This is a genomic window from Methylobacterium sp. Leaf91, from assembly GCF_001422815.1.
GTDB lineage: Bacteria > Pseudomonadota > Alphaproteobacteria > Rhizobiales > Beijerinckiaceae > Methylobacterium.
The window spans coordinates 26,996-52,597 of sequence record NZ_LMMP01000013.1 but is presented as its reverse complement, the minus strand read 5'-3'; the positions used below and the strand labels follow the sequence as shown (position 1 = coordinate 52,597).

The following is a 25,602-nucleotide window of genomic DNA, read 5'->3' as shown; positions in this document are numbered from 1 at the left end:
CTGCCATTTCGGTCCACGGTCACGCCCGCCCATGGCGGGCGTGACCTCGCCAGACGGCGCAGACGGGAAGGTCGCGGATGCTGTCGTTGGCCACTGGGTCGATCGTCTCGCCCCGCGCGGCCTCCGTCCCTATCTCCGCCTCGCCCGCATCGACCGGCCGATCGGCTGGTGGCTACTGCTCCTGCCGTGCTGGTGGTCGGCCGCCCTGGCGGCGCTCGCCGGTCACAAGCCGTTTCCGGACCCGGCGCATCTGCTCCTGTTCCTGATCGGCGCCATTGCCATGCGAGGGGCGGGCTCGACCTACAACGACATCGCCGACCGTGATCTCGACGCGCAGGTGGAGCGCACGCGCTCTCGCCCCCTCCCCTCCGGGCAGGTGAAGACGCGGTCCGCCGCCATCTTCCTCGTGATGCAGGCGCTGGTCGGTCTGGCCGTGCTACTACAATTCAACGCTACCGCCATCTGGGTCGGCATGGCGTCGCTCCTGCCAGTGGCGATCTATCCGTTCATGAAACGGGTGATGTCGATGCCCCAGGCGGTGCTCGGCCTCGCCTTCTCGTGGGGAGCGCTGATGGGCTGGGTCGCCGCCTTCGGCAGTCTCGGTGCGCCGGCCTTGGCTCTCTATGTCGGCGCGTTTGCGTGGATCGTTGGCTACGATACGATCTATGCTGTCCAAGACATCGAGGACGACGAGATTGCCGGAATCCGCTCGTCCGCCCGCCTGTTCGGCCGTGGTCTGAAGCCCGCCATCGGCCTGTGCTACGCGATCTCGGCCGCCGCCATTGCCACAGCTGCGGCACTGGCTGGTGCGGGCCCTGTCGGGTTTCTCGGCGTTGCCTTGTTTGCCACCCATCTCGGATGGCAGGTTTTCCGTCTGAAACCCGGTGACGGGCGCGGGGCATTGCTGCTCTTCCGATCAAACCGCGATGCCGGGTTGATACTTTTCGCTGGCCTGTCGGCCGATGCCCTGTGGCAGGCCCTCTTCTGAAGCCGGTCCGGCTTCAGGACAGCGCGCCTCCGACGATCTCGCTCTCACCGCGATAGATCAGGGGACGCACCGGCAGCACGCCGGTCTTACGACGGACGAGGAAGCGCGGGCGGCGGCCATTGAGCAGGCCGTGACGACGGCGGGTGCGGGTCGTTCCGAGAGCGACACGGCCGAGCTGGCGCGACACGGTTGCGAGGGTGCCGTCTTCCCGCACGATCATCCGCGGCAGGCCGGTCCGGGCCGAGCAATCACGCCAGATCGCGACCACATCGTCATCGCCATAAGGTCCGAGACGACCCAGCGTGGCGCCGGTCTCGTCCACGAGCAGAAGGGCGAAGCGATCCTCGTCGCAGGCATCGGAATCCTCGGATGCGAAGGCCAGGGCGACACCGACGGCCACGGTACCACCGGCGACGCGGCCCGTGATCGGCAGAACCGAAGTAGTGAACGCCACGGAGCTCAGCGCGACGCCATCCTGCAGGCAGTGATCGGTGGCGATGCCGACGTTTGTCTCGGTTGGATTCATGTTTGAGAAAGTGTTCATTGGTCCGACGCCCTGTTGGTGTGATCGGCCTCTGTCGGGCCGTCTCTTATGACAAGCAGATTTGCGTCTAACCTCCTCAAACCGCCTTAATAGCCACAGTTAAGCGATCGTGGACGGCGGGGAAGCGATTGGGATGCTCAACACTTCCTTGCTTCATTCCTCAGGATCGCGGTGCATCTCCGGATCCTCGATCCTTGTGGGCATGGGATGCCCGCCCTACAACGGTATCAGTCTCTTCCCGCCGCAGGGCGCGGAAAGGCCCGATTCGCATCCCTTCTCGAGAAAACCCGAAGATTCGGAGACGCATGTCCGACACGATGTCGATCGAAGCCGCCAAGGCCCTCGTCCCTGATCTGCGGGCGGCGATCCGCGAAGCTGCCTCCCTCGCCCTTCCCTACTTCCGGGCGGACGGACAGACGACGGCCCGGACATGGTCGAAGGCCGGTGGCTCTCCGGTGACGGAAGCCGATGTGGCGGTGGATACGTTCCTGAAGATCAGGCTGAGTGCTTTGCTGCCAAAAGCCGCCTGGCTTTCGGAGGAAACGAGCGACGATCCAATTCGCCTGGGCTCCGACCTCGTCTGGATCGTCGATCCCATCGACGGCACCCGTGCCTTCCTCACAGGCCATCCCGATTGGTCGATCTCGGTGGCGTTGCTCTCGCAGGGGCAGCCGGTTCTCGGCTTCGTCCATGCTCCCGTCAGCGACAAGTTCTACGAGGCGGTGGCGGGTGCTGGCGCGACGTGCAACGGCGTTTCGCTGTCGGTCTCGCGACAGGCCGGGCTCGCTGGTGCTCGGGTGACAGGACCGAAACCGATGGCCGATAAGCTTGCACGGGGCGGCTCCGTTGACGGAAAAGCGGTCGATTTCGAGATCATCCCGCGTGTGCCGTCCCTTGCTTTGCGGGTGGCCAGGGTCGCTGAGGGATCGATCGATATCGGCCTCGTTTCGTCCGACGCGCGCGACTGGGACCTCGCCGGGGCCGACCTGCTCCTGCGCGAGGCGGGAGGATCGGTGAGCGACCTGCGGGGAAATCGCACGACCTACAATAGACCAGATCCCGTCCACGGGGCCCTGATCGCGATGTCGGACACCCTGCGCGACGATGTCGTTGCCGCCCTGACGCGGGTCTGAAGCGTTCGACATCGCGACGACGCGTCATTCCCTTCGCAGCCTGGCGAAGCGTCGATCGCGTGTGGATGCGGCGGTGAAATCGACCGGAATCGAGCCGGGTTTCGACCGCCATCGGCGAGGCTTTCGGGGTCTCCGGGCCGATCGGCAAATCCGGCCGCGTTGCGGTGCTCCGTGGCGCCATCGACCGAGCGTTCACCCTGGTAAGCGCAGGCATCCGGCGAGGTGCGGGTCACCCGATGGTCGAGACGACCGAAGGTGATTCTCCCCCGCCCCATGCCGGCGCGATGGGCCCAGACACGCAAACGCCGAGCCCTGTGAGGAACTCGGCGCGAAACGTCCATCAGCGCGGGGACGATGCCCTCGACGCAGGATAAGCCCGATCAGGCGTGTTCGCGAACCGCGACCACTTCGGGAGCCACTCCGAGCCGCTCGGCGAGGTGCCAGCGCAGTTCACGGGGCGAATGGTAGTTGTATGAGGTATCGATGAGGTGGCTGAGATCGATGTCCTGCGCATCACGCGACGTCGTCTGCTTCAGCTTTCCTACCTTGAATGTCGCTGCATCGGTGATGGGCGAACGGACGCCGCGGCGCCGGGTGTATTCGAACAACATGTTTTCTTGTGATCTTTCAGATTTTCTTGGTGTGCAGAACAACGAGCTTAGCTCCGTGTTCCGTAAGTCAGAGGTTTGAAGGGTGGGAGGGATGCCATCCTCAGCGAACTCGTCTCCCCAGAGGAGATCGTCGGGATGGCGGCGGACACGGCGCTCGATCGCCGATGGTGACGCCAGCCCCGAGGGCTGGCGCCGGGGGCGTCAAGCCGCCTGGAGGTTACCAGCCGAGTCCTTGCCGCTGCGCTTGTCGGTCTGGATCTCGTAGGAGACCTTCTGACCTTCAATGAGATTGCGCATTCCCGCGCGCTCGACGGCGGAGATGTGAACGAACACGTCCTTGCCGCCGTCATCGGGCTGAATGAAGCCGTAGCCTTTGGTTTCGTTGAACCACTTAACAGTGCCGGTATTCACGAATAGAACCTCGTATCGTTCGTTGACCAAAGACGTGCATCTGCTCGAGATACCCGGCGCCGGTCCTCTTTTACATTTGACGGGATCAGCAGGTCGTGAGACGTGCGATGCACGTTGCGTTCGGCTCACTGATGCCCGCTGTCCTCCATGTAGGCTGATTGTGCGGCGGCAACAAGGCACCCGGCTCGATCTTGCCTGCCGCACCGGCACGCTGCACTCTCATGGGACTCCGATCGGACCCCGTGTTTTTCGGTCCGCGACATGCATATATGGGACCTGTTCCAGGCAGTTAGGCGACGCAATTAGGCGGTTCATGGCGGGCATCTCGGTTTCCCTCGAAGGCGCGAACATCCAGCTCTCATTCCAGAAGGACGATCAGGCCACGGCCGTCGTCATGGATGCGCGGGCGGCCCGTGCGCTCGTGCGTGCGGTGGGACAGCTGCTGACCGCGATCGACGAGCCGGACGATGTCGACCTGCCGGACGATCTGAGCGACGAGGATATCGCCATGCTCGAAGTCACCTCGTCCGCCATTGAGGTCGGCACCGACGAGCAGGGACAGGCCGTGGTCGCCTTGCAGGCCGGGGCGCTTCCCCCCTTCCAGCTGCGCCTGACGGACGAAGAGGCCCGCCACGTGGTGACGAGCCTCTCTGAAATCCTCAGTGCGCCCCGGGACGTGCGCGCGTCACACGGGGATCACTAGACCCCTCGATCACATCCTGACGCCGGGGTCGGTCGGTCCGCCCGGCAGATAATCGGGCTCGGAGCCCGGTCCCTTCGGCTCGTCGACGCCGGGATCGTCGACAGGATACGGGGTCCGTGGTCCGGTCGGGCCGATATCCGGCCCTTCATCTGGCGGCAGCGGCGGCGGTGGCAGATCACCGGGGATTCCGCCCGGCAGCGGCTCGGGGATCGGTAGGCCTGGATTGGCCATTCAGCGTCTCCTTCGCTTCTAGGTGGATCGCGCTTCTAGGTGGATCGCGTTCCGACGTTAAGTCGGTCGTCTGTCGGACCAACCCGCCCCGATCGTCGCCAGTTCCAGCAAAGCATGAATTCGAGCCTTGTGCTGCCGCCGTGGCTGCATTGCGCCTCGGCCCGTCCAGGAACCTGCCCCAGCCGCTACCGGTTCTTCCGCTACCTCTTTGAACACATGCGGAGATCTGCCATGGCCGACATCGAGCAGTCGAAGGTTCTCATCGTCGCGACAGACGGTTTCGAGGAAACCGAGCTCACCGTTCCGCTGCAGAATCTCAGGGGGGCCGGAGCCAGCGTCGTCGTCGCATCGCCGAAGTCACGCGAATCGCGGGAATCCATTCGCGGCTGGGACAAGACCGATTGGGGCAAGAACGTTGCGGTCGACAAGGATCTCGAGGATATCGACCCGGCCGATTTCGAAGCGCTCGTCCTCCCCGGCGGTCAGATCAACCCGGACAAGCTGAGGCTCGAGCCGAAGGCCCTGGAAGTCATCAAGGCCTTTCTGACGTCCGGCAAGGTCGTGGCCGCCATCTGCCACGCGCCCTGGCTGTTGATCGAGGCCGGTGCCGTGAAGGGCCTGAACCTGACCTCGTTCTCATCGATCAAGACGGACGTCATCAATGCCGGCGGCCAGTGGCACGACGAGGCGGTGGTGACCGACAAGGGGATCGTCACCAGCCGCAATCCGGGCGACCTCGACGCGTTCTGCGCCAAGATCGTCGAGGAGATCCAAGAGGGTAACCACGGCGCTCGCCAATTGGCCGCCTGACGGCAAGCTTGCGCTCCGCCCGCCCCGAAACGGGCGGGCTGTCCGACTCAGCCGCGCGATGACCCGACTTCGCCGGTGACTTCCAGCACCAGGCCGGAGGAGAGCGGACGACCATACTCGTCCTCGACATCCACGGTGATGCGGTGACTGCCGGCCGGGATGTCCCCGTCGAGACGTGCCACCCAGATATGGCTCGAGGGCTCCGCCTTCACCCAGGGTTTCTTCGCCTCGGGATAGCGGAGGTAGACCTCGTTCACGAACGGATCGGGGCGTCGCGTCCGCACCATCGCGACGGCCGGGCCGCTGCCGATCCGATAGGAGACCCGCGTGCGCGGGCCGCCGTCGAAGACGTTCACCACCAGATTGGTGGCGGAGAGGCTCTCTCGCGGCACCGGCGACCGCAGGGTCTGCATCGGCCGGTAATCGCGCAGGACCTCGCCCGCGCCGCCGCGATACTGGCTCTCCAGAACGATCCGCATCCCCTCGTCCGGCTCGCCCTGGGCCGGGCGGTAGCGGGTCGTGTAGCCGGCGCCGTCCATCGACAGGACATGGAAGCCATTCGGTGTTCCGTCGCGGCTGTCGGCCGAGGGGATGCCGGTGCGGGAAGAGGGGCCGCTCCACCACGAGCCCGAGACGGCGGTGAGGACGTGGTGATGGTGGCTCCCCGCGCCGCCCGCACGGGGATAATGATGCTCCGTCGTGTGGGTATGGCCGGCGAGGCTCAATACCGGGCGGTCGCCCAGAAGGTCCAGCAGGCGCTCGCGGTCCATCACGTTCTGGCGCGGATCGTCCGGGTTGAGGTCGGTGTAGAGCGGGATATGCATCGCGATGACCACGAGGCGATCCTTGGGCGTCTGCGCCAGCATGTTGGCCACGAAGGCGAGCTGGCGTTCGCCGATGCGCCCTTCGTAGCGCCCTACCCCATCGCCCACCCCCGATGCGGCGCCGAGATAATGGACGGTGTCCAGCATCAGGAACAGCGCCTTGCCGCGGTGGAAGGCGTAGTACGGCGCTCCGTAGACCCGCTTGAAGGTCTCGCGGCTGTAGCGTGCGTCGGGCGCCTCGAAATTGAGATCGTGATTGCCGCCGATATGGAACCAGGGAATGCCGATGCGCCCCATGATGCGGTTCGAGCGGCCGTAGAACGAGAGATCGTCGAACAGGATGTCGCCCGTGGTCATGCCGAAGGCGGCTTTCGTCCCGAGGACGCGCGTCACCGCCGTATCGCGGACATGGCCGAGTTCCACCGGGCTCTCGGGCTGCGGATCGGTGAACAGGATCACCTCGAAGGCATCCGGTTCCGCCTGGCGCGACAACGCGAAATCGATGGAGGCGGGAAGCGGTCCCGTCGGGTCGATGCCCCGATAGCGCAGCCGCAATTCGGGCGGCGTCCCTTGCGGTTGGTGGAGGTAGCTGAAGCGCGGGATGTTGTTCTCGTCGCGCGGCAGGGCAAAGCCCGGCGGCTTGACCACAAAGACGGTGTCGCCATCCGACACATCGAGGCCGTAGCGGCCCTGACGATCGGTGAGGACCACGTCCCGGCCGTTGGAGACGGCGACATCCGGGATGCCGATCCGTTCGCCGGAGACACTCTCGTAGACCATGCCCGTCGCACGCTCCGACGCCCGGGCGGAACTGGCCGACAGCGCCAGTGCGGCGGCGCCTGCCATGGTCTGGCGGCGGGTCAGAGCGGATCGGTCCATCATGCGAAAGCCTGTTGCAACGGGTCGGCCACACCGAACCACGTGCCTTTGACCATCGCGTGACGCTTCCGGCGAGCGTCGCCCGTTCAATGCGTGGCGACGGTCTTCTCGACTTTGGGCTTGGTCACGGCGGCCCCGGAGATCAACTCGCCGAGACGCTTCTGGTCGAGCCCGCGTGTCACGTCCACGAGGCGATCACCGGCGGGGGATTCGACGGCTCTCACGGGGATCGACCCCGTCGCCACCGGGTCCTTCATCGCTGCCACAGGCACGGCGGACAGCGCGGGCTCGCGTTGGAGGCGCATGGCCCAATGGGCGGCGGTGGAAAGCGCGGCAATGGCGACGATCGCCTTGGTGCCGTTGGTAAGAAGGCGGCGCATGAGGAGGAGCCCGAGACTACGCGGAGGAACCTGGCCGGTTCCCCGGCCCGTCTCACTTGTGCGTGAAGTCGGTAAACCAATCCGCTCAAGCACTCGTCCGGCACTTGTCCTGAAATGGCTCGACAAGCTGAGCGCGCAATGAGCGTGGGCCATCAGCCACGGCGACGGTTCCTGTTCCCCGCACTCGTGACACACCTGACGCGACCCGGCCCACCAGGCCTCACAGGATCGACGCAGAGAACTGGTCCGCATCGCCCCGTCACGGCAAGCCCTGCAGCCACGCAAGTCCGAGAGGGTTCGCGAAACCGTCGAACGCATTAGCCGCGGGGACCGCCGATGTAGACATCCTACACCGAGCCGGCAACCGATCCGGCTGCATAGGGCCCTTCCGCCGCAGGCTCGTCCGCTGGCGGAACACGGGACTGGATGGGATCGGCCTCGGCGAGGCTCGTCCATGTCGGCATTCCCGGCTCACGCCGGGGACAGCATCACTGCAGCGAAGAACGGTGAGGATATTCCCACCGCTTCGATCGAAGCGGGTTTCGACCGCGCTGCCTCATGGCACCGGGTTGGTGTTGGTCGGCGCTCGACGTCTCAGCTCAGCGAGCCGCAGAAGCGCTGGATGCGGGTGCAGGCCTCTTCCAGCGCCGTGTTCGACGTGGCGTAGGAGATGCGCAGGTTCGGTCCGAGGCCGAAAGCCGAGCCGTGAACGGCGGCGACACCCTCGGCCTGGAGCAGTTCCAGCACGAAATCCTCGTCCGATTCGATGACCTTGCCCGACGGCGCCTTGCGCCCGATCGTCTCCGCGCAGGACGGGTAGACGTAGAAGGCGCCTTCCGGCGTCGGGCATTTGAGGCCCTTGGTCTGGTTCAGCATGGAAACCACGAGGTCGCGGCGCTCATGGAAAGCGGCGCGGAAACGGGCGAGATGCTCCTGCGTGCCGTCGAGGGCCGTCACCGCCGCCCATTGCGAGATCGAGGAGGCGCCGGAGGTCTGCTGGCCCTGGACGAAATCCATCGCCTTGATGAGGTGCTCGGGACCGGCGGCGTAGCCGATGCGCCAGCCCGTCATCGCATAGGCTTTCGAGACGCCGTTCATGGTCAGCGTCCGGTCGTAGAGGCCGGGCTCGACCTGGGCCGGCGTGACGAACTCGAAATCGCCGTAGCAGAGGTGCTCGTACATATCGTCCGTGAGCACCCAGACATGGGGATGCCGCATGAGGACGTCGGTGATCTTCTTCAGCTCGTCGCGGGCATAGGCCGCGCCGGAGGGGTTCGACGGCGAGTTGAGGATGATCCACTTGGTCTTCGGCGTGATCACCCGCTCGAGTTCTTCCGGCTGGAGCTTGAAATCATGCTCCATGTCCGTCTCGGCGAAGACCGGCGTGCCGCCGCACAGCACCACCATCTCCGGATACGAGACCCAGTAGGGACGCGGGATCACCACCTCGTCGCCGGGGTTCAGCGTGGCCAGGAGTGCGTTGTAGATAACGTGCTTGCCGCCGGTGCCGACGATGGTCTGCGACGCTTTATAATCGAGGCCGTTCTCGCGCTTGAACTTCCGCACGATCGCTTCGCGCAGGGGCACGATCCCGGAAACCGGCGTGTACTTGGTCTCGCCGCGACGGATCGCGTCGATCGCCGCCTCCTTGATGTGGTCGGGCGTATCGAAATCCGGCTCGCCCACCGACAGGCTGATCACGTCCATCCCGCCGGCTTTCAGCTCGCGGGCCTTCTGCGTCATCGCGATGGTGGCGGACGGCTTCACCTTGGACAGGGCGTCGGCGAGAAAGCCCATGATGGTCTACTCCGATCACGTCAGATGGGCGCCGATACGCGCCTCTTCAAAAAGCGCGCGGACCCTAATCCCGGAGCTGTGAGCCGGCAAGGCTGGCGGACACGTCAAAGCGGCCACCCCTGGCGCGATGACGCTTCGGGATGGCCGCTTCGTACTGATGAGGACAGATGTGCCCTGAGGTCAGATGCCCCCGAAGACCCAACGGAGCTTCGACAGGAACCCTCCGCCGGATTTCGCAGCGCGGGTCGCCTCTGGCTCGTCCTTCTCCGTTGCGGAGGCCTTGTCCGCATGGATCAGCCCGAGGGCCGCCGTATCGGTGGTCTCGCGATCGATGAGGATGAACCCGCCGGTATCGCGGTTGGCGGCGTAGGCATCGATGGCCACGGCGCGGTCCAGGCTCAGGGTCACGTCCGCGATGTCGTTGGCCACGAGACGGGCGGCCGGAACGGGATTGCCGCTCTCGGGATCGATCCGCGTATGGATGGTCGTGACGGTGGCGTTCACCGTCACGGTGCCGATCTTGGCGAGCAGGGTGGCGCCGGGCAGGAGTTCGGTCTCGGCCGCCCAGAAGAGACGGGCGTCGAAACGGTCGCTCACCCGCATCGGCGCATCGGCCGTGACGATTACCGAACCGCGCGAGGCGTCGATCTCGTCGGCGAGGACGAGGGTGACGGACTGGCCCTCCACGGCATGCGGCAGGTCGCCATCGGCGGTGTAGATGCGGGCGATGGTGGAGGTCCGGCCCGAAGGCTCGACGATGATCGCGTCGCCAGGGGCGACGCGGCCGCTGGCGATCAGGCCCGAGAAGCCGCGGAAGTCGGAGTTCGGACGGTTCACCCACTGGACCGGAAGACGGAACGGAGCGGCCTGCTCCTCGACCCGAACCGGCACCTCTTCCAGGTACTGGAGGAGCGGCGTTCCCGTGTACCAGGGCACGGCGGCGCCGGGCAGGACGACGTTGTCGCCGTTCTTGGCGGAAAGCGGGATGGGCCGGATCTCGGTGAAGCCGAGGGGCGCGGCGAACGCGTCGAACGCAGCCGTGATCTCCTCGAACTTGCCCTGCGACCAGCCGACCAGATCCATCTTGTTCACCGCGAGGGCGACGCGCTTGATCCCGAGCAGCGAGACCAGCAGCGCGTGCCGCCTCGTCTGGCGGGTGAGACCCTGCCGAGCGTCCACCAGGATCACGGCGACGTCGGCCGTGGAGGCACCGGTCGCCATGTTGCGGGTGTACTGCTCGTGGCCGGGCGTGTCGGCGACGATGAACGAGCGCTTGTCGGTGGAGAAGAAGCGATAGGCGACGTCGATGGTGATGCCCTGCTCGCGCTCGGCCTGGAGACCGTCCACGAGGAGGGCGAGGTCGATCTCGGCGCCCTGGGTGCCGTGCTTGCGCGAATCGCGCTGCAGCGCCGTCACCTGATCGTCGAAGATCTGCTTGGTGTCATGCAGGAGGCGGCCGATCAGGGTCGACTTGCCGTCATCGACGGAGCCGCAGGTGATGAAGCGCAGCACTTCCTTGCTCTGGTGAGCGGCGAGGAAGCTGTCGTAGCCGAAGGCTTCGGGTGATTGATGGATCGTCATCTTAGAAATACCCCTCCTGCTTCTTGCGCTCCATGGCGCCCGATCCGTCCTTGTCGATCACGCGGCCCTGACGCTCGGAGGTCCGGGCGGCCAGGGTCTCGCCGATGATCTCCGGCAGGGTCGCGGCATCGCTCTCGACGGCACCGGTGAGCGGGTAGTCGCCCAGCGTCCGGAAACGCACGGACAGGTTCTGCGGGGTCTCGCCGGGGTTCAGGGGCAGGCGGTCGTCGTCGACCAGGATCAACTGGCCGTCGCGCTCCACGACGGGGCGGGGCTTGGCGAAGTAGAGCGGCACGATCGGGATCTGCTCCTGCTCGATGTAGAGCCAGACATCGAGCTCGGTCCAATTCGAGATCGGGAAGACGCGCAGGGATTCGCCGCGCTTCTTCTTGAGATTGTAGAGGTGCCAGGGCTCGGCGCGCTGGCGCTTCGGGTCCCAGCGATGCTGGGCCGTCCGCAGGGAGAAGATGCGTTCCTTGGCGCGGGACGCCTCCTCGTCGCGGCGCGCGCCGCCGAAGGCAGCGTCGAACTTGTGCTTGTCCAGCGCCTGACGCAGGCCCTGCGTCTTCATCACGTCGGTATGAACTTCGGAACCATGGCTGATCGGGCCGATGCCCCGGGCCAGGCCGTCCTGGTTGGTGTGGACGATGAGATCGAGGCCAAGCTCCTTGGCGCGCTGATCGCGGAACGCGATCATCTCCTTGAATTTCCAGGTCGTATCGATGTGCATCAGCGGGAACGGCAGGCGTCCCGGTGCGAAGGCCTTCAGCGCCAGATGCAGGAGCACCGACGAATCCTTGCCGATCGAATAGAGCATCACCGGGTTCTCGGTCTCGGCGACCGTCTCCCGCATGATGTGAATGCTCTCGGCTTCGAGACGCTGCAGGTGAGTCAGACGCTCGGGCAGCGTGGCGGCCAGGGCGGTGGCGGCGCTCATCGGGCCATCTCCAGATTGCTGTTGCGGGGTACGGATTCGAACGCGGCGGCTTCCTGGCCCGGCTGAACGTTCGCCTCGGGCTGGTGCACGTGCAGGCCGCATTCCTTCTTGGATTCCTGCTCCCACCACCAGCGGCCGGCGCGTTCGGATTCGCCGACCTTGATGGCACGCGTGCACGGGGCGCAGCCGATCGAGGGGAAGCCGCGATCGTGCAGAGCGTTGTAGGGGATGTAATTGTCGATCACGAAGCGGTCGACATCGGCTCTGGTCCAATCCGCGAGCGGATTGATCTTGATGAGACCACGCGCCTCGTCCGCCTCCGCCAGGGGCGTATCCGCGCGATTGGCGGATTGGCCAGCCCGCAGGCCCGTCAGCCAACCGGCGGCGCCGTCGAGGGCCCGGCCCAGCGGCTCGACCTTGCGGAAGCCGCAGCAGGCCTGCCGGGCGGCGACCGAGTGGCGAAAGCCGTTGATTCCCTCGTCGCGGACGAACGCCTCTTCGGCGAGCCGCTCAGGTGCATAGGCCTGGATGCGGATGCCGTAGGCCGATTCGGTCTCCGCCCATACATCGTAGGTCTCGGGAAAGAGCCGTCCGGTATCGAGCGTGACGATCTCGGTCCGCCCTTTGGCCATGGCGAGGGCGTGGGTCAGAGCCTGATCCTCGATTCCGAGGCTGGTCGTGAAGACCAGTCGGCCGGGAATCGCGGCTTCGATCGCGCGGATCCGGCCCCGCAGATCGAGGCCGGCCATCGTGGACGCGAGGTCCCGCGCCGTTCGTTCCAGGGAATTGCTCATCTGCGGTGCTCGATACGACTGCCTGAAAGATGCCTGCTTGTCTGACGCCTGAAATGTTCGCTATAACGAACGCTGTCAAGGCATAGCGGCCATCGCGGCGCGGCATTCCCACGCGGACGCCGCTATGGTTTGCAAAGGCGCGGCGACCGGATTGGTTGCCTGTCGAAGGAATATCCTTCTCAATTCGCCGGTCGACGTCGTGCCTCCGCGCACCTCGGCGCTGCCGATCGGAACTGCTTAACGAGGTCAATATGGACGCGATCGATCTGAAGATCCTGGCACTGCTGCAGAACGACGCCACTCTGTCGATCGCGACGATCGGAGAGAAGGTCGGCCTGTCTCAGACGCCGTGCTGGAAGCGTATCCAGCGCCTCGAAGCCGATGGCGTGATCGACCGCAGGGTCGCGGTTCTCGATCCCGTCAAGCTGGGTCTCGGCCTCACCGTCTTCGTGTCCATCGAAACGTCGGACCATTCCCGCGATTGGCTCGAGCGCTTCGCCTCGACCGTCGCAGCCATGCCCGAAGTGCTGGAGTTCTACCGCATGGCGGGGGATGTGGATTACATGTTGCGGGTCGTTGTCGCTGATATGCAGGCTTACGACACATTCTATAAGCAGCTCATCGCCACCCTGCCGCTCAAGAACGTGACGTCGCGCTTCGCCATGGAAAAAGTGAAGTCGACGACGGCACTTCCGCTGCCGGCCGCTCCCTCGAACGGTCGTTTCACGCCAACCCTCTCGGTCGTGGCGGGAGAATAAAATTCTCTATTGCGCTGCAAGGATAGGCAGCTCCTTCTACCCCGACGTCGTTCTGTAAAACGGACATCCCGTTGACAGCCGGCCTCTCAGGACGACATGGCTTACCGATGGCACGACAAGCGATCCTTCCCCAAACCGCCCCGTTCAACGACAGCGAACGCGCGAGCCTCGACTCGGTCCTCGGCGGAGCGACGCCGATCCAACGCGCCTGGCTCGCGGGCTTCCTCGCGGGGTTGGATGCGGCCGGCGGCCAGAACGCCGTGGCACCCGCCGCGCCGCCGAAGGCATCCGAGCCGTTGACGATTATCTACGCGAGCGAATCCGGCAATTGCGAAGCCCTGGCCGGCTCCGTGGCCAAGCTGGCCAAGAAAAGCGGCTTCAAGCCAAAAGTGGTGGATTTCGCCGACCTCGACATCGCGACGCTGCCCGGCGCGAAGAACGTGATCGCCATCGCCGCCACCTGGGGCGAGGGTGAGCCTCCGGCCCGCGCCACCCGCGCCTATAACGAATTGATGGGCGACGGCGCCCCTCGCCTCGACGGCGTGAATTTCGGCGTGCTGGCGCTCGGCGACACTTCCTATGTCGAGTTCTGCGCCATCGGGAAGGCGCTCGATGCGCGGTTCGAGGCGCTGGGCGGAAAGCGTAGTGTGGACCGCGCCGATCTCGATCTCGATTTCGACAAGCCCGCCGCCGATTGGATCAAGAACACCCTGAAGGCTCTGGCGCCCGCGCCGAGCGCCGACAACGTCGTGGCGGTCGATTTCGCCGGCCGCGCCGCCGTCGAGGACGACGATGCCGAGCCGAGCCGCGAACCGGTCGTGGTCGAGGTGGTGGATCACATCAACCTCAACTCGTCGCTTTCGGACAAGGAGACGATCCACCTCGCGCTCGAATTCCCGGACGGTGCCCCCGCCTACGAGCCCGGCGATTCGCTCGAAATCTACCCGGAGAACGATCCGGCCCTCGTGGAGGAGATTCTGAAGGCGACGAATCTTTCAGGCGACGAGAGCCTGCGCAAGGCTCTCTTGGCGGAGCGCGACATCACCACCTTGTCGGCCACCACGGTGGAGCGATTCGTGAAGACGACGGGCCATTCCGAGGCGCAGAAGCTCATCGACAGCGGTGAGGTGAAAGCCTGGATCGAAGGTCGCCACCTCATCGATCTCATCGAGACCTTTCCCGCGACGTTCTCGGCCGAGCATCTCAACACCATCACGCGGCCCTTGCCGCCGCGGGCCTATTCCATCGCTTCCTCGCGCAAGGAAGTGGGCGACGAGGTCCATCTCGCCATCGTCGCCGTTCGTTACGACAGCCATGGCCGCTCCCGGTCGGGCGTCGCCTCGGTCCATGTGGCCGACCGGATCAAGAACGGCGCCAAGCTGCGGGTGAAATTGAAGCCGAACCGGCATTTCCGCCTGCCGCAGGACCCGGCCACCGACATCATCATGGTAGGCCCCGGCACCGGCGTCGCCCCGTTCCGCGCCTTCGTGCAGGAGCGCCGCGCCATCGAGGCCACCGGTCGCTCGTGGCTCTTCTTCGGTGACCGCCACTTCACCCACGACTTCCTCTACCAACTCGAATGGCAGGACGCCCTGGAAGACCGCTCGTTGACGAAGATCGACGTCGCCTTCTCCCGCGACCAGCCCGAGAAGATCTACGTGCAGGACCGCATCCGCCAGCACGCCAAGGAAGTTGTGGAATGGCTCGATGGCGGCGCCAGCTTCTATGTCTGCGGCGACGCGAACCGGATGGCCAAGGACGTGCGCAACGCCGTCGTCCAGGCTTATGCCGAGGTCAAATCGCTGAGCGACACCGATGCCGAAGCCGCGGTGGCGGCGCTGGAGCGGGCCCATCGCTACCAGCAGGACGTCTACTAGGGCGCGTTGTTCCTCCCCCGCTCAAATGGGGATGCGCTTGCGGCGCCCAAATATGAATTGAACAAGACCGGATCATCGCCATGGACGACCTGACTCCTCCCCGCACCTACGAGACCCCGCCGACGACCCGTCCCATCGACGAGGCCGACGCGGCCCGCGAGGCGGGCCTCGCGCATAATGAGCACATCAAGATCGCGAGCGGCTTCCTGCGCGGCACCCTGGCGGATGGCCTGCTCAAGCATGCCACCGGGGCGATCTCGGAGGATGACGGCCAGCTCGTGAAGTTCCACGGGATGTACCTGCAGGACGATCGCGACCTGCGCCCCGAGCGCACCAAGAAGAAGCTCGACAAGGCCTACAGCTTCATGATCCGCCTGCGCATTGCCGGCGGCGTCGTCACGCCCAAGCAATGGCTCGTCCTCGACAACATCGCCACCACCTACGCCAACGGCACGTTGCGGGCGACGACCCGCCAGACCTTCCAGTATCACGGCGTCATCAAGTCGAACCTCAAGCGGACCATGGCCGCCATCGACGCCGCCCTGCTCGATACCATCGCGGCGTGCGGCGACGTGAACCGCAACGTCATGGCGTCGACGAATCCGGCCCAATCGGGTGCCCACAAGGCGGCATACGATCTCGGCAAGGCGATCTCCGACACGCTCCTGCCGAAGACCAATGCCTGGCGCGAGATCTGGCTCGACGGCGAGAAGGTGATCGGCGGCGAACCGGAATTCGAGCCCGTCTACGGCAAGACCTACCTGCCGCGTAAGTTCAAGATCGTCATCGCGGTGCCGCCGTCGAACGAAGTCGACGTCTTCGCCCACGATCTCGGCTTCATCGCGATCCTCGACAAGAAGAACAAAGTCACCGGCTGGAACGTCACGGTCGGCGGCGGCATGGGCATGACCCATGGCGAGCCGGACACGTTCCCGCGTACCGCCGATGTGATGCTGTTCTGCAAGCCGGACGAGGCGGTGCGGGTCGCCGAGGCGGTGATGACGGTCCAGCGCGACTGGGGCAACCGCAAGAACCGCAAGAACGCCCGTCTGAAATACACGATCGAGCGCTACGGTCTCGCAGCCTTCCGCGCCGAGGTGGAGAAGCGCTTCGGCAAGCCCCTCTCCGACCCGAAGCCCTTCACCTTCACGGGGAACGGCGACCGCTTCGGCTGGACCGAGGGTGACGATGGCCGCCACCACCTGACCCTCTACGTCCCATCGGGCCGCATCAAGGACGATCTGGGCGACGGGCCGAAGCTCCTGGCGGGCCTCCGCCGGATCGCGGAGATCCACGAGGGCGACTTCCGCCTCACCGGCAACCAGAATGTCATCATCGCCAACGTGCCGTCCGAGAAGCGTGCGGAGATCGAGGCGCTGGTGGACGAGTACGGGATGCAGAAGGGCGCCAGTGCCCTGCGTCGCAATTCCATCGCCTGCGTCGCCCTGCCGACCTGCGGATTGGCGCTCGCCGAGAGCGAACGCTACCTGCCGGACCTGATGACGGAACTGGAGGAGAGCCTCGCCTCGCATGGGCTGCAGGACGACGAGATCACGATCCGCATGACCGGCTGCCCCAATGGCTGCGCCCGGCCGTTCATCGCGGAGATCGGCTTCGTCGGTCGCGGCCCGGAGCGCTACCACCTCTATCTCGGTGCCGCCTTCGATGGTTCGCGCCTCGGCAAGCTGTACGCCGAGGATGTGAGCAGCTCCGAGATCAGGACCATCCTCGATCCGCTCTTCGCGGCCTATGCGCAGGGCAAGACGGCGGGCGAGCGCTTCGGCGACTTCCTCATCCGCGCCGGCTATGTCGAGAAAACCTTCAACGGACCGGACTTCCATACCAAGACCGGCGCCCTGAAGGCTGTTGCCTGAACCGACCTTCCTCCGTGCATTGCTTCGGCAATGTTGCAGTGCACGGGGGTTTGTCTTTACGGCCAAGCTCAGGTTGGAACCGAATATAAGTTCGAGACGGCTGAACTCTGACGCGGCTTAGCGGTTGATCTGGAGATTCGACCGGAGGCTGCGATGGCCAAGCACGAGATCCTGAATTTCTTCGAACATCGCCGCGACGGCGCCTGGATCTGCGTGAAGCCCTTCACGCTGACGACGAAGCAGACGAGCGTCGATATCCGGCAGGGCATGCGGTTCGATTACGGCAAGCGTGTCGGCGGCGTGGACCTGGCCGAGTATCTGGAACAGCTCGGATCGCAGTTCGGCTCGTAAACGCACGCCCGCGAGCCGGCCGCGATATGAGCGTCCGCTTCGGCCACGGCCCATTTGTATCGTGAGCCCGACATTCGTTATTGCAGTCCTCTTCGACCCATCTCTTCGCGGGAACGCCGACGGTCCCGGCCTCCTGTCCGGAATGTCGTATCACTGACGGCGCGTAGGCCGCCCCGCAATCGTGGATCGTCGCCGTCAGCGATCCCTGGGCGGTAAAGACACGAGTGGCTCCGGACATCCGACGCGGTGTCCCGACGTGCGCCGGCCACCACCTCAAATCCATCGTTCATGATGGTCCGATGAGACCTTCCGCCGACCTCACCGTTTCTTGGATGAGCCGCTTCGATTTAGCGCTGGGATCATTCCTGCGCCGTTCATCTGTTCCGTGCGATGATCCACTGTTCAACGCCGTGTTTTTGACGGCTGGAGGCAGGAGATTTAGGGTCCGTTTATGACAATCACCGTCGACCCGTTGCAGGCGAGCCTGGAAGACGCGGCCCCCACGACACGATGCAGGATTCTGGCGACGGCAGAGCGTTTCTTTCGCGAGATCGGCTACCAGAAGACCACCGTCTCCGACATCGCCAAGACGCTCCGGATGAGCCCGGCCAATGTCTATCGGTTCTTCGAATCGAAGAAAGCCATCAACGAGGCGGTGGTCGAACGCGTCACCCGTGAGGTCGAGGCACTGATCGCGGGCATCGCCGTGGCTCCCGGCCTCAGCGCGGACCAGCGGGTCGCGGAAATCATCCGGGAGCTTCACCGCGACTGTATCGAGCGCTGCAAGGACAACCCGCGCATCCATGAGATGGTGGAAGCCGCCATGACGGAGAGTTGGGGGGTGTGCCGGCACCATATCGACCGGATCGGCGCGGCATTGGAACGGGTGGTGACGGACGGTGTCCGCAGCGGCGAGTTCCAGGTCGAGGATCCCGCGACCACCGCTGCGTGCCTGCACGTGGCGATCACGCGCTATTGCCATCCCGTTCTGGTCAGTCAGTACCCCAATGCGCCGGCGCCACCCATCGACGCAATGATCGCCTTCCTGTTGCGGGCGCTCCACGAACCCGCCTTGACCGCCACCCCGGTCAAGGCCAGGGAACCGGCCGAGCCGCTGTAGCGCGCCGAGATCATCAGCCCATCTGGGCGAGGATCGCCTGCGCCGCGGCGCGAGGATCGGCGTTCTGGGTGATCGGCCGGCCGACGACGATGTGATCGATCCCCACCGCCATGGCGGCCGCCGGCGTCAGCACGCGCTTCTGGTCGCCGAGATCGTCGCCTGCCGGGCGGATGCCGGGAGTCACGATCAGCCGCGACGGGCCGATGGCGGACCTTACGGAGGCTGCTTCGACGGCACTGCAGACGATGCCGCCGATCCCGGCCTCGGCCGCCTGCCTCGCGCGCAAAGCCACCAGATCCGCGATGGGCATGGCGTAGCCCGCCTCGTCCGCATCGGCTTGATCGTAGGAGGTGAGCACGGTGACGGCGAGGATCGTCGGCCCGCCCCGGCCGGCACCCCGAACGGCGGCGCGCATGGTCTGCGGATAGGCATGGACGGTGAGGAAGGTCGCGCCGAGGTCGGACAGCGCCCGGACGCCGTCTTCCACGGTATTGCCGATATCGTGCAGCTTCAGGTCGATGAAGACCTTCAGGCCCGCTCGCGAAAGCCGCTGCACCAGGGGAAGGCCACCGGAATAGGCCAGCCGGTACCCGATCTTGTAGAAGGTCGCGGCATCGCCGATGCGGTCCACCAGCGCCTCGGCCTCGGCCACGCTCGGCAGGTCGAGGGCGACGATGAGGCGGTCTCGCGGATCGTTGGCGGCGTGGGACATGGAAGGCTCCGGGGGATCGGGTGACGGATCGCCGCCACGGCGCTCCATGTCAACGCGGGCGGCCCTGTCACCCACGCGTCATCACCCGGGAAACCTCCTCCTTCAGCACCGGCAGCAATTCGGCCTCGAACCACGGATTGGTCCGGAGCCAGCCGTTGTTCCGCCAGGACGGGTGCGGCAAGGGAAGCACGCGCGGCCTGCGCGGCTCATCGAGAATGGTTCGCCAGTTGCGCACCATGGCGGTGAGCCCGCCCTCGACCCGGCCGAGATGCCAGGCTTGCGCGTATTGGCCGATGACCAGGATGAGTTCCATCTCGGGCAGGCCCTCGAACAGCGTATCCCGCCAGCGTTCGGCGCATTCACGGCGCGGCGGCTTATCGCCCCCCTTCGCGTCGAGGCCAGGGAAACACGCCCCCATGGGCACGATGGCCAGCCGGCTGGCGTCGTAGAAATCCGGCTCGGAGAGGCCGAGCCACGACCTCAGGCGGATGCCGGACGGATCCATGAACGGGACACCGCTCTTGTGCGCCCGGTTCCCCGGAGCCTGGCTGGCGATGCAGAGACGCGCCGAACTCGAGCCCTGGACGATGGGTTTGGGCTCCTGCGGCAGGCGCGCCCCATAGAGCGGCGCATCGCGGCACAGGCGGCAGGCACGGAGGGACGCGGCGGTCGATTCGAACGAGGTCATGCGTCGTGACAGGTAGTGTGAACACGGGATCCTGGGAGTACGGGACGTGGGAACGAGAGGCCGCACCCCGCGCTTGAATCGTCGGAGGAGCCCACGACGCCGGCCTCCCCCGCGAGCATGCCCTACCGAGAAACACAGGGAGTACCCCATGGCCTTCATCACCGCGCAGGATGGCACCGGCCTCTATTACAAGGATTGGGGTCACGGGCGGCCCGTCGTGTTCCTCCACGGTTGGCCCCTCGACGCGGATATGTGGGAATATCAGATGGTACCCGTGGCCGAGGCGGGCTTCAGGACCATCGCGTATGACCGCCGTGGGTTCGGACGCTCGGAGCAGCCGTGGCAGGGCTACGATTACGATACGTTCGCCGACGACCTGAAAGCGGTGCTGGACGCCCTCGACCTCACCGACGTGACCCTGGTCGGATTCTCTATGGGGGGCGGAGAGGTGGTGCGCTACCTGTCGCGGCACGGCAGCGCCCGGATCTCCCAGGCGGTCCTGATCTCGGCGGTGACGCCGATGATGCTGGAGACCCCGGACCATCCCGATGGCGTGGATGCCGGCGTGTTCGAGGAGATCATCGACGGGCTGAGGATGGACCGGCCGTCCTTCCTCGCCAATTTCAACAAGGGATTCTTCGGTGCCGGCATGTTCACCTCGCCAGCATCGCCCGAGATGATCGCCTGGGCCGGTCAGGTCGCAATGCTGGCCTCGCCCAGGGCCACCATCGCTTGCGTGAAGGCCTTCTCCGAGACCGATTTCCGTCCCGACATGGCGAAGGTGACGGTGCCCTGCCTGATCATCCATGGCGATGCCGACCAGACGGTGCCGATAGACGTCACCGGAAAGGTCGCGGCCTCAGCCGTGCCGAGCGCGGAATTCGAAATCTACGAGGGGGCTCCGCACGCGATCCCGCTCACCCATCACGAGCGTCTGACGACGGACCTCATCGACTTCCTGAGGCGCTGACGCCGCCGCGACTGGCGGAGGCGCGCTCCCGATCGGGCTCAGACCCCCTTCAACCCGCTCAGGTCAAGGGGCAGCGAGCGCAGCCTCTGGCCCGTCGCGGCAAAGATCGCGTTCGAGATCGCCGGGGCGATGACGGGCACGCCCGGCTCGCCGATGCCGGTCGGGGCAACGTCGGAGGCCACGATATGGACCTCCACCACCGGCATCTCGCTCATGCGCGTCGGCTCGTAGGCGTCGAAGTTCTTCTCCTGCACCACCCCGTCCGTCAGCGTGATCCTGTTGCGCAGCACGGAGGAGAGCGCGAAGCCCACCGATCCCTCCACCTGGGCGCGGATCACGTCGGGGTTCACGGCGATGCCCACATCCACCGCCGCGACGATGCGGTTGACCTTCACATGGCTCCCATCCGCCGTGATGTCGGCCACCATCGCCACGTAGGAGCCGAAAGATTCGTGCGCCGAGATGCCGAGGCCCTGGCCCTTGCCGCTACTGCGCTTGGCCCAATCCGCCTTCTCGGCGGCGAGCTTCAGGACGGCGGAGAGGCGCGGCGCGCCGCCGAGCATCCCGAGGCGGTAAGCCAGCGGGTCGGCCCCTGCGGCATGGGCCAGCTCGTCGATGAACACCTCCATCGCCTGCGCCGTATGGGTGTGGCCCACCGAGCGCCACCACAGGACGGGGACGCCCTCACGGGCGTTATGGACCTCGAACCGGTAGGCCGGGATGGCGTAGGGCGTGTCCGATGCGCCCTCGACGGTGGTGGAATCGACGCCGTTCTTCACCAGCATCGCCTCGAAGGGCGATCCGATCATGATCGATTTGCCCACCATCCGGTGCTGCCAGCCGGTGACGGCGCCCTTGGCGTCGATCCCGGCCTTGAGGGTGTGGAGCACCATCGGGCGGTAATAGCCGCCCGCCATGTCGTCTTCGCGGGTCCAGACCAGATGGACCGGCGCCTTGCCGCCGGTCGCCTTCATGATCGAGGCCGCCTCGGCGATGTAATCGGCCGTTGGCGTCGCCCGTCGTCCGAACGATCCGCCGGCCCATTGCGTGTGCAGCCTGACCTTGTCGGCCGTGACGCCAAGGGTCGCGGCGGCGACTGCCTGTTCGATCGTCTGGAATTGCAGGCCGGCATAGATGTCGTAGCTGCCGTCGGATGCGCGCTCGATCGTGGCGTTCAGCGGCTCCATGGCCGCGTGGGCGAGGTAGGGGAAGGTGAATTCCGCCTCGATGACCTTGGCCGAACCGGCGAGAGCGGCGGCGGGATCGCCCTTCTCCGACGCGACGATTCCGGGCCGCTTGGCCGTCTCGCGATACTCGGCGAGGATCGTGTCCGAGGAGCGCTTCTCCGCAGCGCTCTCATCCCAGGTGACCGAGAGAGCGTCGCGGCCCTTCATGGCCGACCACGTATCCTTGGCGAGAACGGCGACGCCCGTGGGGATCGTCACCACGTCGATGACGCCCGGCACCGCCCGCGCGGCCTTGTCGTCGACCTTCGCCACAATGCCGCCGAAACGCGGGGCATGTGCCACCACCGCCGTCACCTGGCCCGGCCGGCGGATGTCCATGGAATAGATCGCGGTGCCGTCCGTCTTGGCAGCGGAGTCGAGGCGCGGACGCTTCTTGCCGATATGGACCCATTGGCTCGGGTCCTTCAGCTTCGGCTGCTGTGGCACGGGCACCGCCGCGGCGGCTTCCGCCAGGGCGCCGAACCGCTCCTCGCGCTTCGAGGCGAGATGGCTGACCGTGCCGTTCGAGACCGTGATCTCGGAGGCCGGGACGGACCATTTCTCGGCCGCCGCGGTGACGAGCATCGCGCGGGCGGCGGCACCGGCCTTGCGAAGCTGGAACCAGGAATTGGCCACGGCGGTCGAACCGCCGGTCCCCTGGATCGGCCCCATCAGAAGGTTGTTGTAGAGCTTCGCATCGGCGGGTGCGAAGGCCACGCGCACGCGCGACCAGTCGGCATCGAGTTCATCGGCCAGGATGGTGGCGAGACCCGTCGTATTGCCCTGCCCCATATCCAGATGCTTGATCAGTACGGTGACGGTGTCGTCGGCGGCGATCCGCACGAAGGCGTTGGGTTGAGCCGGGGCGGAGGAGAGATCGGGCCCGGCCGCCGCGCGCACCGGCTTGGCGGGGTCGAGGGTGAAGCCGATCACCAGGGCGCCGGCCGCGACGCCGGCTCCGCCGAGGAAGGCGCGGCGCGACGGACGGGGGGCGGCCGCCTCGGATTTGGTCTGACGGACCTTCAGCATGGCTTCCTCCAGGGCGACGACGGCGGGCATTGCATGGGTTCAGGAGTGTGCCGGCCCTTGGGCCGGCCTTCGGTGCGGATCAGGCGAGGGAGCGCGCGGCCTCGTGGATCGCGGCGCGGACACGCTGATAGGTGCCGCAGCGGCAGATGTTGCCGTCCATGGCACTGTCGATTTCGGCGTCGCTCGGCTTCGGCGTGGTCGAAAGCAGACCGATGGCCGACATGATCTGGCCCGATTGGCAATAACCGCACTGGACCACATCGAGGCCGCGCCACGCGGTCTGAACCGCCTCCGCCACCCGCCCGGACACACCCTGGATCGTCGTGATCTTCGCCTCGCCCACATCGCCGATGCGGGTCTGGCAGGAGCGGACGGGCTGGCCGTCGAGATGCACCGTGCAGGCGCCGCATTGAGCGATGCCGCACCCATATTTCGTACCGGTCTTGCCCAGATGATCGCGCAACGCCCAGAGGAGCGGCATGTCGGGATCGGCATCGACTTCATGCGACGCACCGTCGACATTCAGCTTCAGCATGACATCTCTCCGACTTTAAGCTCGACTACTTCTAAATACTGAATCGACCTGGGAAATGTGCGCTTTCGCACACCAGGCGGGCAGCCGGATCGGGGCCTGCATAGGTGCCAGCGGAGTGAAGCCACGCGATTTAGAGACAAGTGTTCGGATCACGGCAGGCCGTTCTTAACGTATCTGGCGCACCTTGGCCTTGTCGCTGCACCGACAGGCCGAGGTCCTTTCGACCTCCGTTTTCCCTCGCAAGATCCCCAAGACGGTGATGTCGGACCTGACAGCGGAGATGGTTCAGCGTGGACGCGGTCCTTCGGCACCGGAATCCGTTCGCCGCCGCAAAGTGGCCCGCGACATCCGTTCGGCACGCGAGCGGCTGACCTCGACGAACGGGCTCGAACGCGCCTTCGATTACGAGCTGCTCCGGATCTACGCCGAGTACCGTTCGGGGGCCGGGCTGACCCATGCCGTTCTGGGCCTCGTCATCGCCGGGGCGTCCTCCCTGTGGGTGCCGATTCCCGTCGCCCTGTCCTGGGCCGTCTGCCTGATCTGCGGCGTCGGCCTCTCGATGGGATTGACCAATCATTTCCTCCGGCAATCGGCGGACACAGTCTCGGTGAGACGCTGGCGCAGCGCCTTCATGCTGAGCGAGATCGTCCAGAGTTCGGCATGGGCCTTGATGATCCTCGTAGCCGCGCCCAGCGCCCGCATTTTCGTACTGTTCGGCCTCGTCATCGCCGCCGCGGTGGCCGCGATGCTGGCGGCGACCCTGCCCGCTGCCGCCGCCGCCGCGCTGCTCCCGCTGATCCTGGCGGCGCTCTCCCTGCTGGCGTTCTCGCAGGACATGGACACGATCCTGCTCGTGACCATGGTGGTCGGATCGCAGATCTTCTTCCTGGGGCTCGCCCGCCGCGTCTACGCGTCGGCCGTGGGGGCGCTGAAATCGCAGGCGGAAAAGGACGCGATCTTCATCGAACTGGAACAGGCGAAGGGCAATTCCGACGAGGCGCGGCGACGCGCGGAGGAGGCCAACCTCGCCAAGTCGCGTTTCCTCGCGACCATGAGCCACGAATTGCGGACGCCGCTGAACGCCATCCTGGGCTTCTCGGAGGTGATGAAGAACGAGGTTTTCGGCGCCCACGTGGCTCCGTCGTACAAGGAATATGCCGGCGACATCCACGATAGCGGGATGCACCTGCTCAACCTCATCAACGAGATCCTCGACCTGTCGCGCATCGAGGCAGGGCGCTACGAGCTCAACGAGGAGGCGATCCAGCTCGCCCATGCGGTGGACGAGTGCCGCCACATGGTCGCCCTGCGGGCGCGTGGAAAGGGTCAGGCCTTCCACGAATTCATCGATCCCGCCCTCCCCCGCATCTGGGCGGACGAGAGGGCCTTGCGCCAGATCGTGCTCAACCTCCTGTCCAACGCGGTGAAATTCACGCCGCCGGGCGGCGACATCACGATCAAGGTCGGGTGGACGGCGTCGGGCGGGCAATATGTCAGCGTGAAGGATAGCGGGCCGGGCATTCCCGAGGACGAACTCGGCACGGTCATGTCGTCGTTCGGTCGCGGCTCCCTGGCGATCAAGACGGCCGAACAGGGGTCGGGTCTCGGCCTGCCCATCGTGAAGGGGCTGGTCGACCTGCATGGCGGCAACTTCCACCTCAAATCCAAGCCGCGCGAGGGGACGGAAGTCGTGGTGATCTTCCCCGCGAGCCGCGTCATGGACACGCTGCCCGCCCTCAACCTCCCCGAGGAAGCGGATTCAGGGACGACCCTGCGCGGTCGCCGAAGCGCGGCCCGCGCAGCCTGAACCGGACTGGAGCCGCGCGAAGTCGAGATCCG

The 25,602-nt window shown here is 65.8% G+C and carries 25 protein-coding genes; 11 read left to right on the top strand and 14 right to left on the bottom strand.

Annotation, left to right across the window (positions count from 1 at the left end):
- Window positions 1-31 precede the first annotated feature (31 nt).
- Complete coding sequence (gene ubiA, locus ASF32_RS12795; protein WP_156467796.1) at window positions 32-988, top strand: 4-hydroxybenzoate octaprenyltransferase; 957 nt, start codon at window positions 32-34, stop codon at window positions 986-988.
- A gap of 13 nt (window positions 989-1,001) precedes the next feature.
- On the opposite strand, the gene ASF32_RS12790 is transcribed toward ubiA, so the two are convergent.
- Window positions 1,002-1,514, bottom strand: coding sequence for a DUF6101 family protein (locus ASF32_RS12790; protein ID WP_056428970.1), 513 nt, complete (start codon window positions 1,512-1,514; stop codon window positions 1,002-1,004).
- A 323-nt stretch (window positions 1,515-1,837) separates the two neighbouring features.
- Between ASF32_RS12790 and ASF32_RS12785 the strand changes: the two genes are divergently transcribed.
- Window positions 1,838-2,665 carry a 3'(2'),5'-bisphosphate nucleotidase CysQ gene (locus tag ASF32_RS12785; protein WP_056428860.1) on the top strand — a complete coding sequence of 276 codons (828 nt, stop codon included), beginning with the start codon at window positions 1,838-1,840 and terminating at the stop codon, window positions 2,663-2,665.
- A 380-nt stretch (window positions 2,666-3,045) separates the two neighbouring features.
- On the opposite strand, the gene ASF32_RS12780 is transcribed toward ASF32_RS12785, so the two are convergent.
- Window positions 3,046-3,276, bottom strand: a complete 231-nt coding sequence (locus ASF32_RS12780; RefSeq protein WP_056428857.1) for a hypothetical protein — start codon at window positions 3,274-3,276, stop codon at window positions 3,046-3,048.
- A 201-nt stretch (window positions 3,277-3,477) separates the two neighbouring features.
- Window positions 3,478-3,687: a cold-shock protein gene (locus ASF32_RS12775; RefSeq protein WP_026175704.1), complete on the bottom strand. Its 210-nt coding sequence runs from the start codon at window positions 3,685-3,687 to the stop codon at window positions 3,478-3,480.
- A 313-nt stretch (window positions 3,688-4,000) separates the two neighbouring features.
- Between ASF32_RS12775 and ASF32_RS12770 the strand changes: the two genes are divergently transcribed.
- Window positions 4,001-4,390, top strand: coding sequence for a hypothetical protein (locus tag ASF32_RS12770; RefSeq protein WP_056428856.1), 390 nt, complete (start codon window positions 4,001-4,003; stop codon window positions 4,388-4,390).
- 9 nt (window positions 4,391-4,399) lie between these two features.
- Here the strand turns inward: ASF32_RS12770 and ASF32_RS12765 are convergent, their stop codons facing one another.
- Window positions 4,400-4,621 carry a hypothetical protein gene (locus ASF32_RS12765; protein WP_056428854.1) on the bottom strand — a complete coding sequence of 74 codons (222 nt, stop codon included), beginning with the start codon at window positions 4,619-4,621 and terminating at the stop codon, window positions 4,400-4,402.
- A 231-nt stretch (window positions 4,622-4,852) separates the two neighbouring features.
- Here ASF32_RS12765 and ASF32_RS12760 point away from each other — a divergent pair, with 231 nt between their 5' ends.
- Window positions 4,853-5,431 (top strand): type 1 glutamine amidotransferase domain-containing protein, encoded by a 579-nt coding sequence (locus ASF32_RS12760; protein ID WP_056428852.1) that lies wholly within the window; start codon window positions 4,853-4,855, stop codon window positions 5,429-5,431.
- A 47-nt stretch (window positions 5,432-5,478) separates the two neighbouring features.
- Here the strand turns inward: ASF32_RS12760 and ASF32_RS12755 are convergent, their stop codons facing one another.
- From ASF32_RS12755 to ASF32_RS12730, 6 genes are all read right to left on the bottom strand, one after another.
- Window positions 5,479-7,137, bottom strand: a complete 1,659-nt coding sequence (locus ASF32_RS12755) for a calcineurin-like phosphoesterase family protein (RefSeq protein ID WP_056428850.1) — start codon at window positions 7,135-7,137, stop codon at window positions 5,479-5,481.
- Between the two features lie 83 nt (window positions 7,138-7,220).
- Entirely contained in the window at window positions 7,221-7,514 is a 294-nt protein-coding gene (locus tag ASF32_RS12750; protein WP_056428847.1) for a hypothetical protein, read from the bottom strand.
- 594 nt (window positions 7,515-8,108) lie between these two features.
- The gene (locus tag ASF32_RS12745) at window positions 8,109-9,311 is read right to left on the bottom strand and encodes a pyridoxal phosphate-dependent aminotransferase (RefSeq protein ID WP_056428846.1); all 1,203 of its coding nucleotides are present in this window, start codon (window positions 9,309-9,311) and stop codon (window positions 8,109-8,111) included.
- A 180-nt stretch (window positions 9,312-9,491) separates the two neighbouring features.
- Window positions 9,492-10,892: a sulfate adenylyltransferase subunit CysN gene (gene cysN / locus ASF32_RS12740; RefSeq protein WP_056428843.1), complete on the bottom strand. Its 1,401-nt coding sequence runs from the start codon at window positions 10,890-10,892 to the stop codon at window positions 9,492-9,494.
- Between the two features lies 1 nt (window position 10,893).
- On the bottom strand, window positions 10,894-11,829 hold the full coding sequence (cysD, locus tag ASF32_RS12735; protein ID WP_056428839.1) for a sulfate adenylyltransferase subunit CysD: 936 nt from the start codon (window positions 11,827-11,829) through the stop codon (window positions 10,894-10,896).
- Window positions 11,826-12,623 (bottom strand): phosphoadenylyl-sulfate reductase, encoded by a 798-nt coding sequence (locus ASF32_RS12730; protein WP_056428834.1) that lies wholly within the window; start codon window positions 12,621-12,623, stop codon window positions 11,826-11,828. Before ASF32_RS12730 ends, cysD begins: the two co-directional genes overlap by 4 nt.
- A 251-nt stretch (window positions 12,624-12,874) precedes the next feature.
- Between ASF32_RS12730 and ASF32_RS12725 the strand changes: the two genes are divergently transcribed.
- The 5 genes from ASF32_RS12725 to ASF32_RS12705 all read left to right on the top strand — a co-directional run bounded on the left by ASF32_RS12725 (window position 12,875) and on the right by ASF32_RS12705 (window position 18,603).
- Complete coding sequence (locus ASF32_RS12725) at window positions 12,875-13,381, top strand: Lrp/AsnC family transcriptional regulator (RefSeq protein ID WP_018042510.1); 507 nt, start codon at window positions 12,875-12,877, stop codon at window positions 13,379-13,381.
- 107 nt (window positions 13,382-13,488) lie between these two features.
- Window positions 13,489-15,258, top strand: a complete 1,770-nt coding sequence (locus ASF32_RS12720) for a flavodoxin domain-containing protein (RefSeq protein WP_056428833.1) — start codon at window positions 13,489-13,491, stop codon at window positions 15,256-15,258.
- Window positions 15,259-15,338: 80 nt separating this feature from the next.
- Entirely contained in the window at window positions 15,339-17,132 is a 1,794-nt protein-coding gene (locus tag ASF32_RS12715) for an NADPH-dependent assimilatory sulfite reductase hemoprotein subunit (protein ID WP_056428826.1), read from the top strand.
- A gap of 153 nt (window positions 17,133-17,285) precedes the next feature.
- A complete protein-coding gene (locus ASF32_RS12710) occupies window positions 17,286-17,483 on the top strand; it encodes a hypothetical protein (protein ID WP_056428824.1) in 198 nt (65 codons plus the stop codon).
- A 451-nt stretch (window positions 17,484-17,934) separates the two neighbouring features.
- On the top strand, window positions 17,935-18,603 hold the full coding sequence (locus tag ASF32_RS12705) for a TetR/AcrR family transcriptional regulator (protein WP_056428821.1): 669 nt from the start codon (window positions 17,935-17,937) through the stop codon (window positions 18,601-18,603).
- Window positions 18,604-18,616: 13 nt separating this feature from the next.
- On the opposite strand, the gene pyrF is transcribed toward ASF32_RS12705, so the two are convergent.
- Together pyrF and ASF32_RS12695 are read right to left on the bottom strand one after the other, a co-directional pair.
- Window positions 18,617-19,315 (bottom strand): orotidine-5'-phosphate decarboxylase, encoded by a 699-nt coding sequence (pyrF, locus tag ASF32_RS12700; RefSeq protein ID WP_056428818.1) that lies wholly within the window; start codon window positions 19,313-19,315, stop codon window positions 18,617-18,619.
- 67 nt (window positions 19,316-19,382) lie between these two features.
- The gene (locus ASF32_RS12695) at window positions 19,383-20,003 is read right to left on the bottom strand and encodes a uracil-DNA glycosylase family protein (RefSeq protein WP_056428812.1); all 621 of its coding nucleotides are present in this window, start codon (window positions 20,001-20,003) and stop codon (window positions 19,383-19,385) included.
- A gap of 148 nt (window positions 20,004-20,151) precedes the next feature.
- Here ASF32_RS12695 and ASF32_RS12690 point away from each other — a divergent pair, with 148 nt between their 5' ends.
- Window positions 20,152-20,973 carry an alpha/beta hydrolase gene (locus tag ASF32_RS12690; RefSeq protein WP_056428810.1) on the top strand — a complete coding sequence of 274 codons (822 nt, stop codon included), beginning with the start codon at window positions 20,152-20,154 and terminating at the stop codon, window positions 20,971-20,973.
- A 38-nt stretch (window positions 20,974-21,011) separates the two neighbouring features.
- Here ASF32_RS12690 and ASF32_RS12685 read toward each other — a convergent pair whose 3' ends face one another.
- Window positions 21,012-23,228, bottom strand: coding sequence for a xanthine dehydrogenase family protein molybdopterin-binding subunit (locus tag ASF32_RS12685; protein ID WP_056428967.1), 2,217 nt, complete (start codon window positions 23,226-23,228; stop codon window positions 21,012-21,014).
- A gap of 79 nt (window positions 23,229-23,307) precedes the next feature.
- Window positions 23,308-23,763 (bottom strand): (2Fe-2S)-binding protein, encoded by a 456-nt coding sequence (locus tag ASF32_RS12680; protein WP_056428807.1) that lies wholly within the window; start codon window positions 23,761-23,763, stop codon window positions 23,308-23,310.
- A 259-nt stretch (window positions 23,764-24,022) separates the two neighbouring features.
- Here ASF32_RS12680 and ASF32_RS12675 point away from each other — a divergent pair, with 259 nt between their 5' ends.
- Window positions 24,023-25,570, top strand: a complete 1,548-nt coding sequence (locus tag ASF32_RS12675; RefSeq protein ID WP_056428966.1) for a HAMP domain-containing sensor histidine kinase — start codon at window positions 24,023-24,025, stop codon at window positions 25,568-25,570.
- Window positions 25,571-25,602 lie beyond the last annotated feature (32 nt).

Coding starts and splice junctions, on each gene's coding strand:
- ASF32_RS12680 (WP_056428807.1), bottom strand. CDS start 23,763: ATGCTGAAGCTGAATGTCGACGGTGCGTCGCATGAAGTCGATGCCGAT.
- cysN (WP_056428843.1), bottom strand. CDS start 10,892: ATGACGATCCATCAATCACCCGAAGCCTTCGGCTACGACAGCTTCCTC.
- ASF32_RS12745 (WP_056428846.1), bottom strand. CDS start 9,311: ATGGGCTTTCTCGCCGACGCCCTGTCCAAGGTGAAGCCGTCCGCCACC.
- ubiA (WP_156467796.1), top strand. CDS start 32: ATGGCGGGCGTGACCTCGCCAGACGGCGCAGACGGGAAGGTCGCGGAT.
- ASF32_RS12730 (WP_056428834.1), bottom strand. CDS start 12,623: ATGAGCAATTCCCTGGAACGAACGGCGCGGGACCTCGCGTCCACGATG.
- ASF32_RS12720 (WP_056428833.1), top strand. CDS start 13,489: ATGGCACGACAAGCGATCCTTCCCCAAACCGCCCCGTTCAACGACAGC.
- ASF32_RS12690 (WP_056428810.1), top strand. CDS start 20,152: ATGGCCTTCATCACCGCGCAGGATGGCACCGGCCTCTATTACAAGGAT.
- ASF32_RS12710 (WP_056428824.1), top strand. CDS start 17,286: ATGGCCAAGCACGAGATCCTGAATTTCTTCGAACATCGCCGCGACGGC.
- ASF32_RS12790 (WP_056428970.1), bottom strand. CDS start 1,514: ATGAATCCAACCGAGACAAACGTCGGCATCGCCACCGATCACTGCCTG.
- ASF32_RS12685 (WP_056428967.1), bottom strand. CDS start 23,228: ATGCTGAAGGTCCGTCAGACCAAATCCGAGGCGGCCGCCCCCCGTCCG.
- ASF32_RS12750 (WP_056428847.1), bottom strand. CDS start 7,514: ATGCGCCGCCTTCTTACCAACGGCACCAAGGCGATCGTCGCCATTGCC.
- pyrF (WP_056428818.1), bottom strand. CDS start 19,315: ATGTCCCACGCCGCCAACGATCCGCGAGACCGCCTCATCGTCGCCCTC.
- ASF32_RS12675 (WP_056428966.1), top strand. CDS start 24,023: ATGTCGGACCTGACAGCGGAGATGGTTCAGCGTGGACGCGGTCCTTCG.
- ASF32_RS12705 (WP_056428821.1), top strand. CDS start 17,935: ATGACAATCACCGTCGACCCGTTGCAGGCGAGCCTGGAAGACGCGGCC.
- ASF32_RS12715 (WP_056428826.1), top strand. CDS start 15,339: ATGGACGACCTGACTCCTCCCCGCACCTACGAGACCCCGCCGACGACC.
- ASF32_RS12760 (WP_056428852.1), top strand. CDS start 4,853: ATGGCCGACATCGAGCAGTCGAAGGTTCTCATCGTCGCGACAGACGGT.
- ASF32_RS12725 (WP_018042510.1), top strand. CDS start 12,875: ATGGACGCGATCGATCTGAAGATCCTGGCACTGCTGCAGAACGACGCC.
- cysD (WP_056428839.1), bottom strand. CDS start 11,829: ATGAGCGCCGCCACCGCCCTGGCCGCCACGCTGCCCGAGCGTCTGACT.
- ASF32_RS12770 (WP_056428856.1), top strand. CDS start 4,001: ATGGCGGGCATCTCGGTTTCCCTCGAAGGCGCGAACATCCAGCTCTCA.
- ASF32_RS12780 (WP_056428857.1), bottom strand. CDS start 3,276: ATGTTGTTCGAATACACCCGGCGCCGCGGCGTCCGTTCGCCCATCACC.
- ASF32_RS12785 (WP_056428860.1), top strand. CDS start 1,838: ATGTCCGACACGATGTCGATCGAAGCCGCCAAGGCCCTCGTCCCTGAT.
- ASF32_RS12765 (WP_056428854.1), bottom strand. CDS start 4,621: ATGGCCAATCCAGGCCTACCGATCCCCGAGCCGCTGCCGGGCGGAATC.
- ASF32_RS12755 (WP_056428850.1), bottom strand. CDS start 7,137: ATGATGGACCGATCCGCTCTGACCCGCCGCCAGACCATGGCAGGCGCC.
- ASF32_RS12695 (WP_056428812.1), bottom strand. CDS start 20,003: ATGACCTCGTTCGAATCGACCGCCGCGTCCCTCCGTGCCTGCCGCCTG.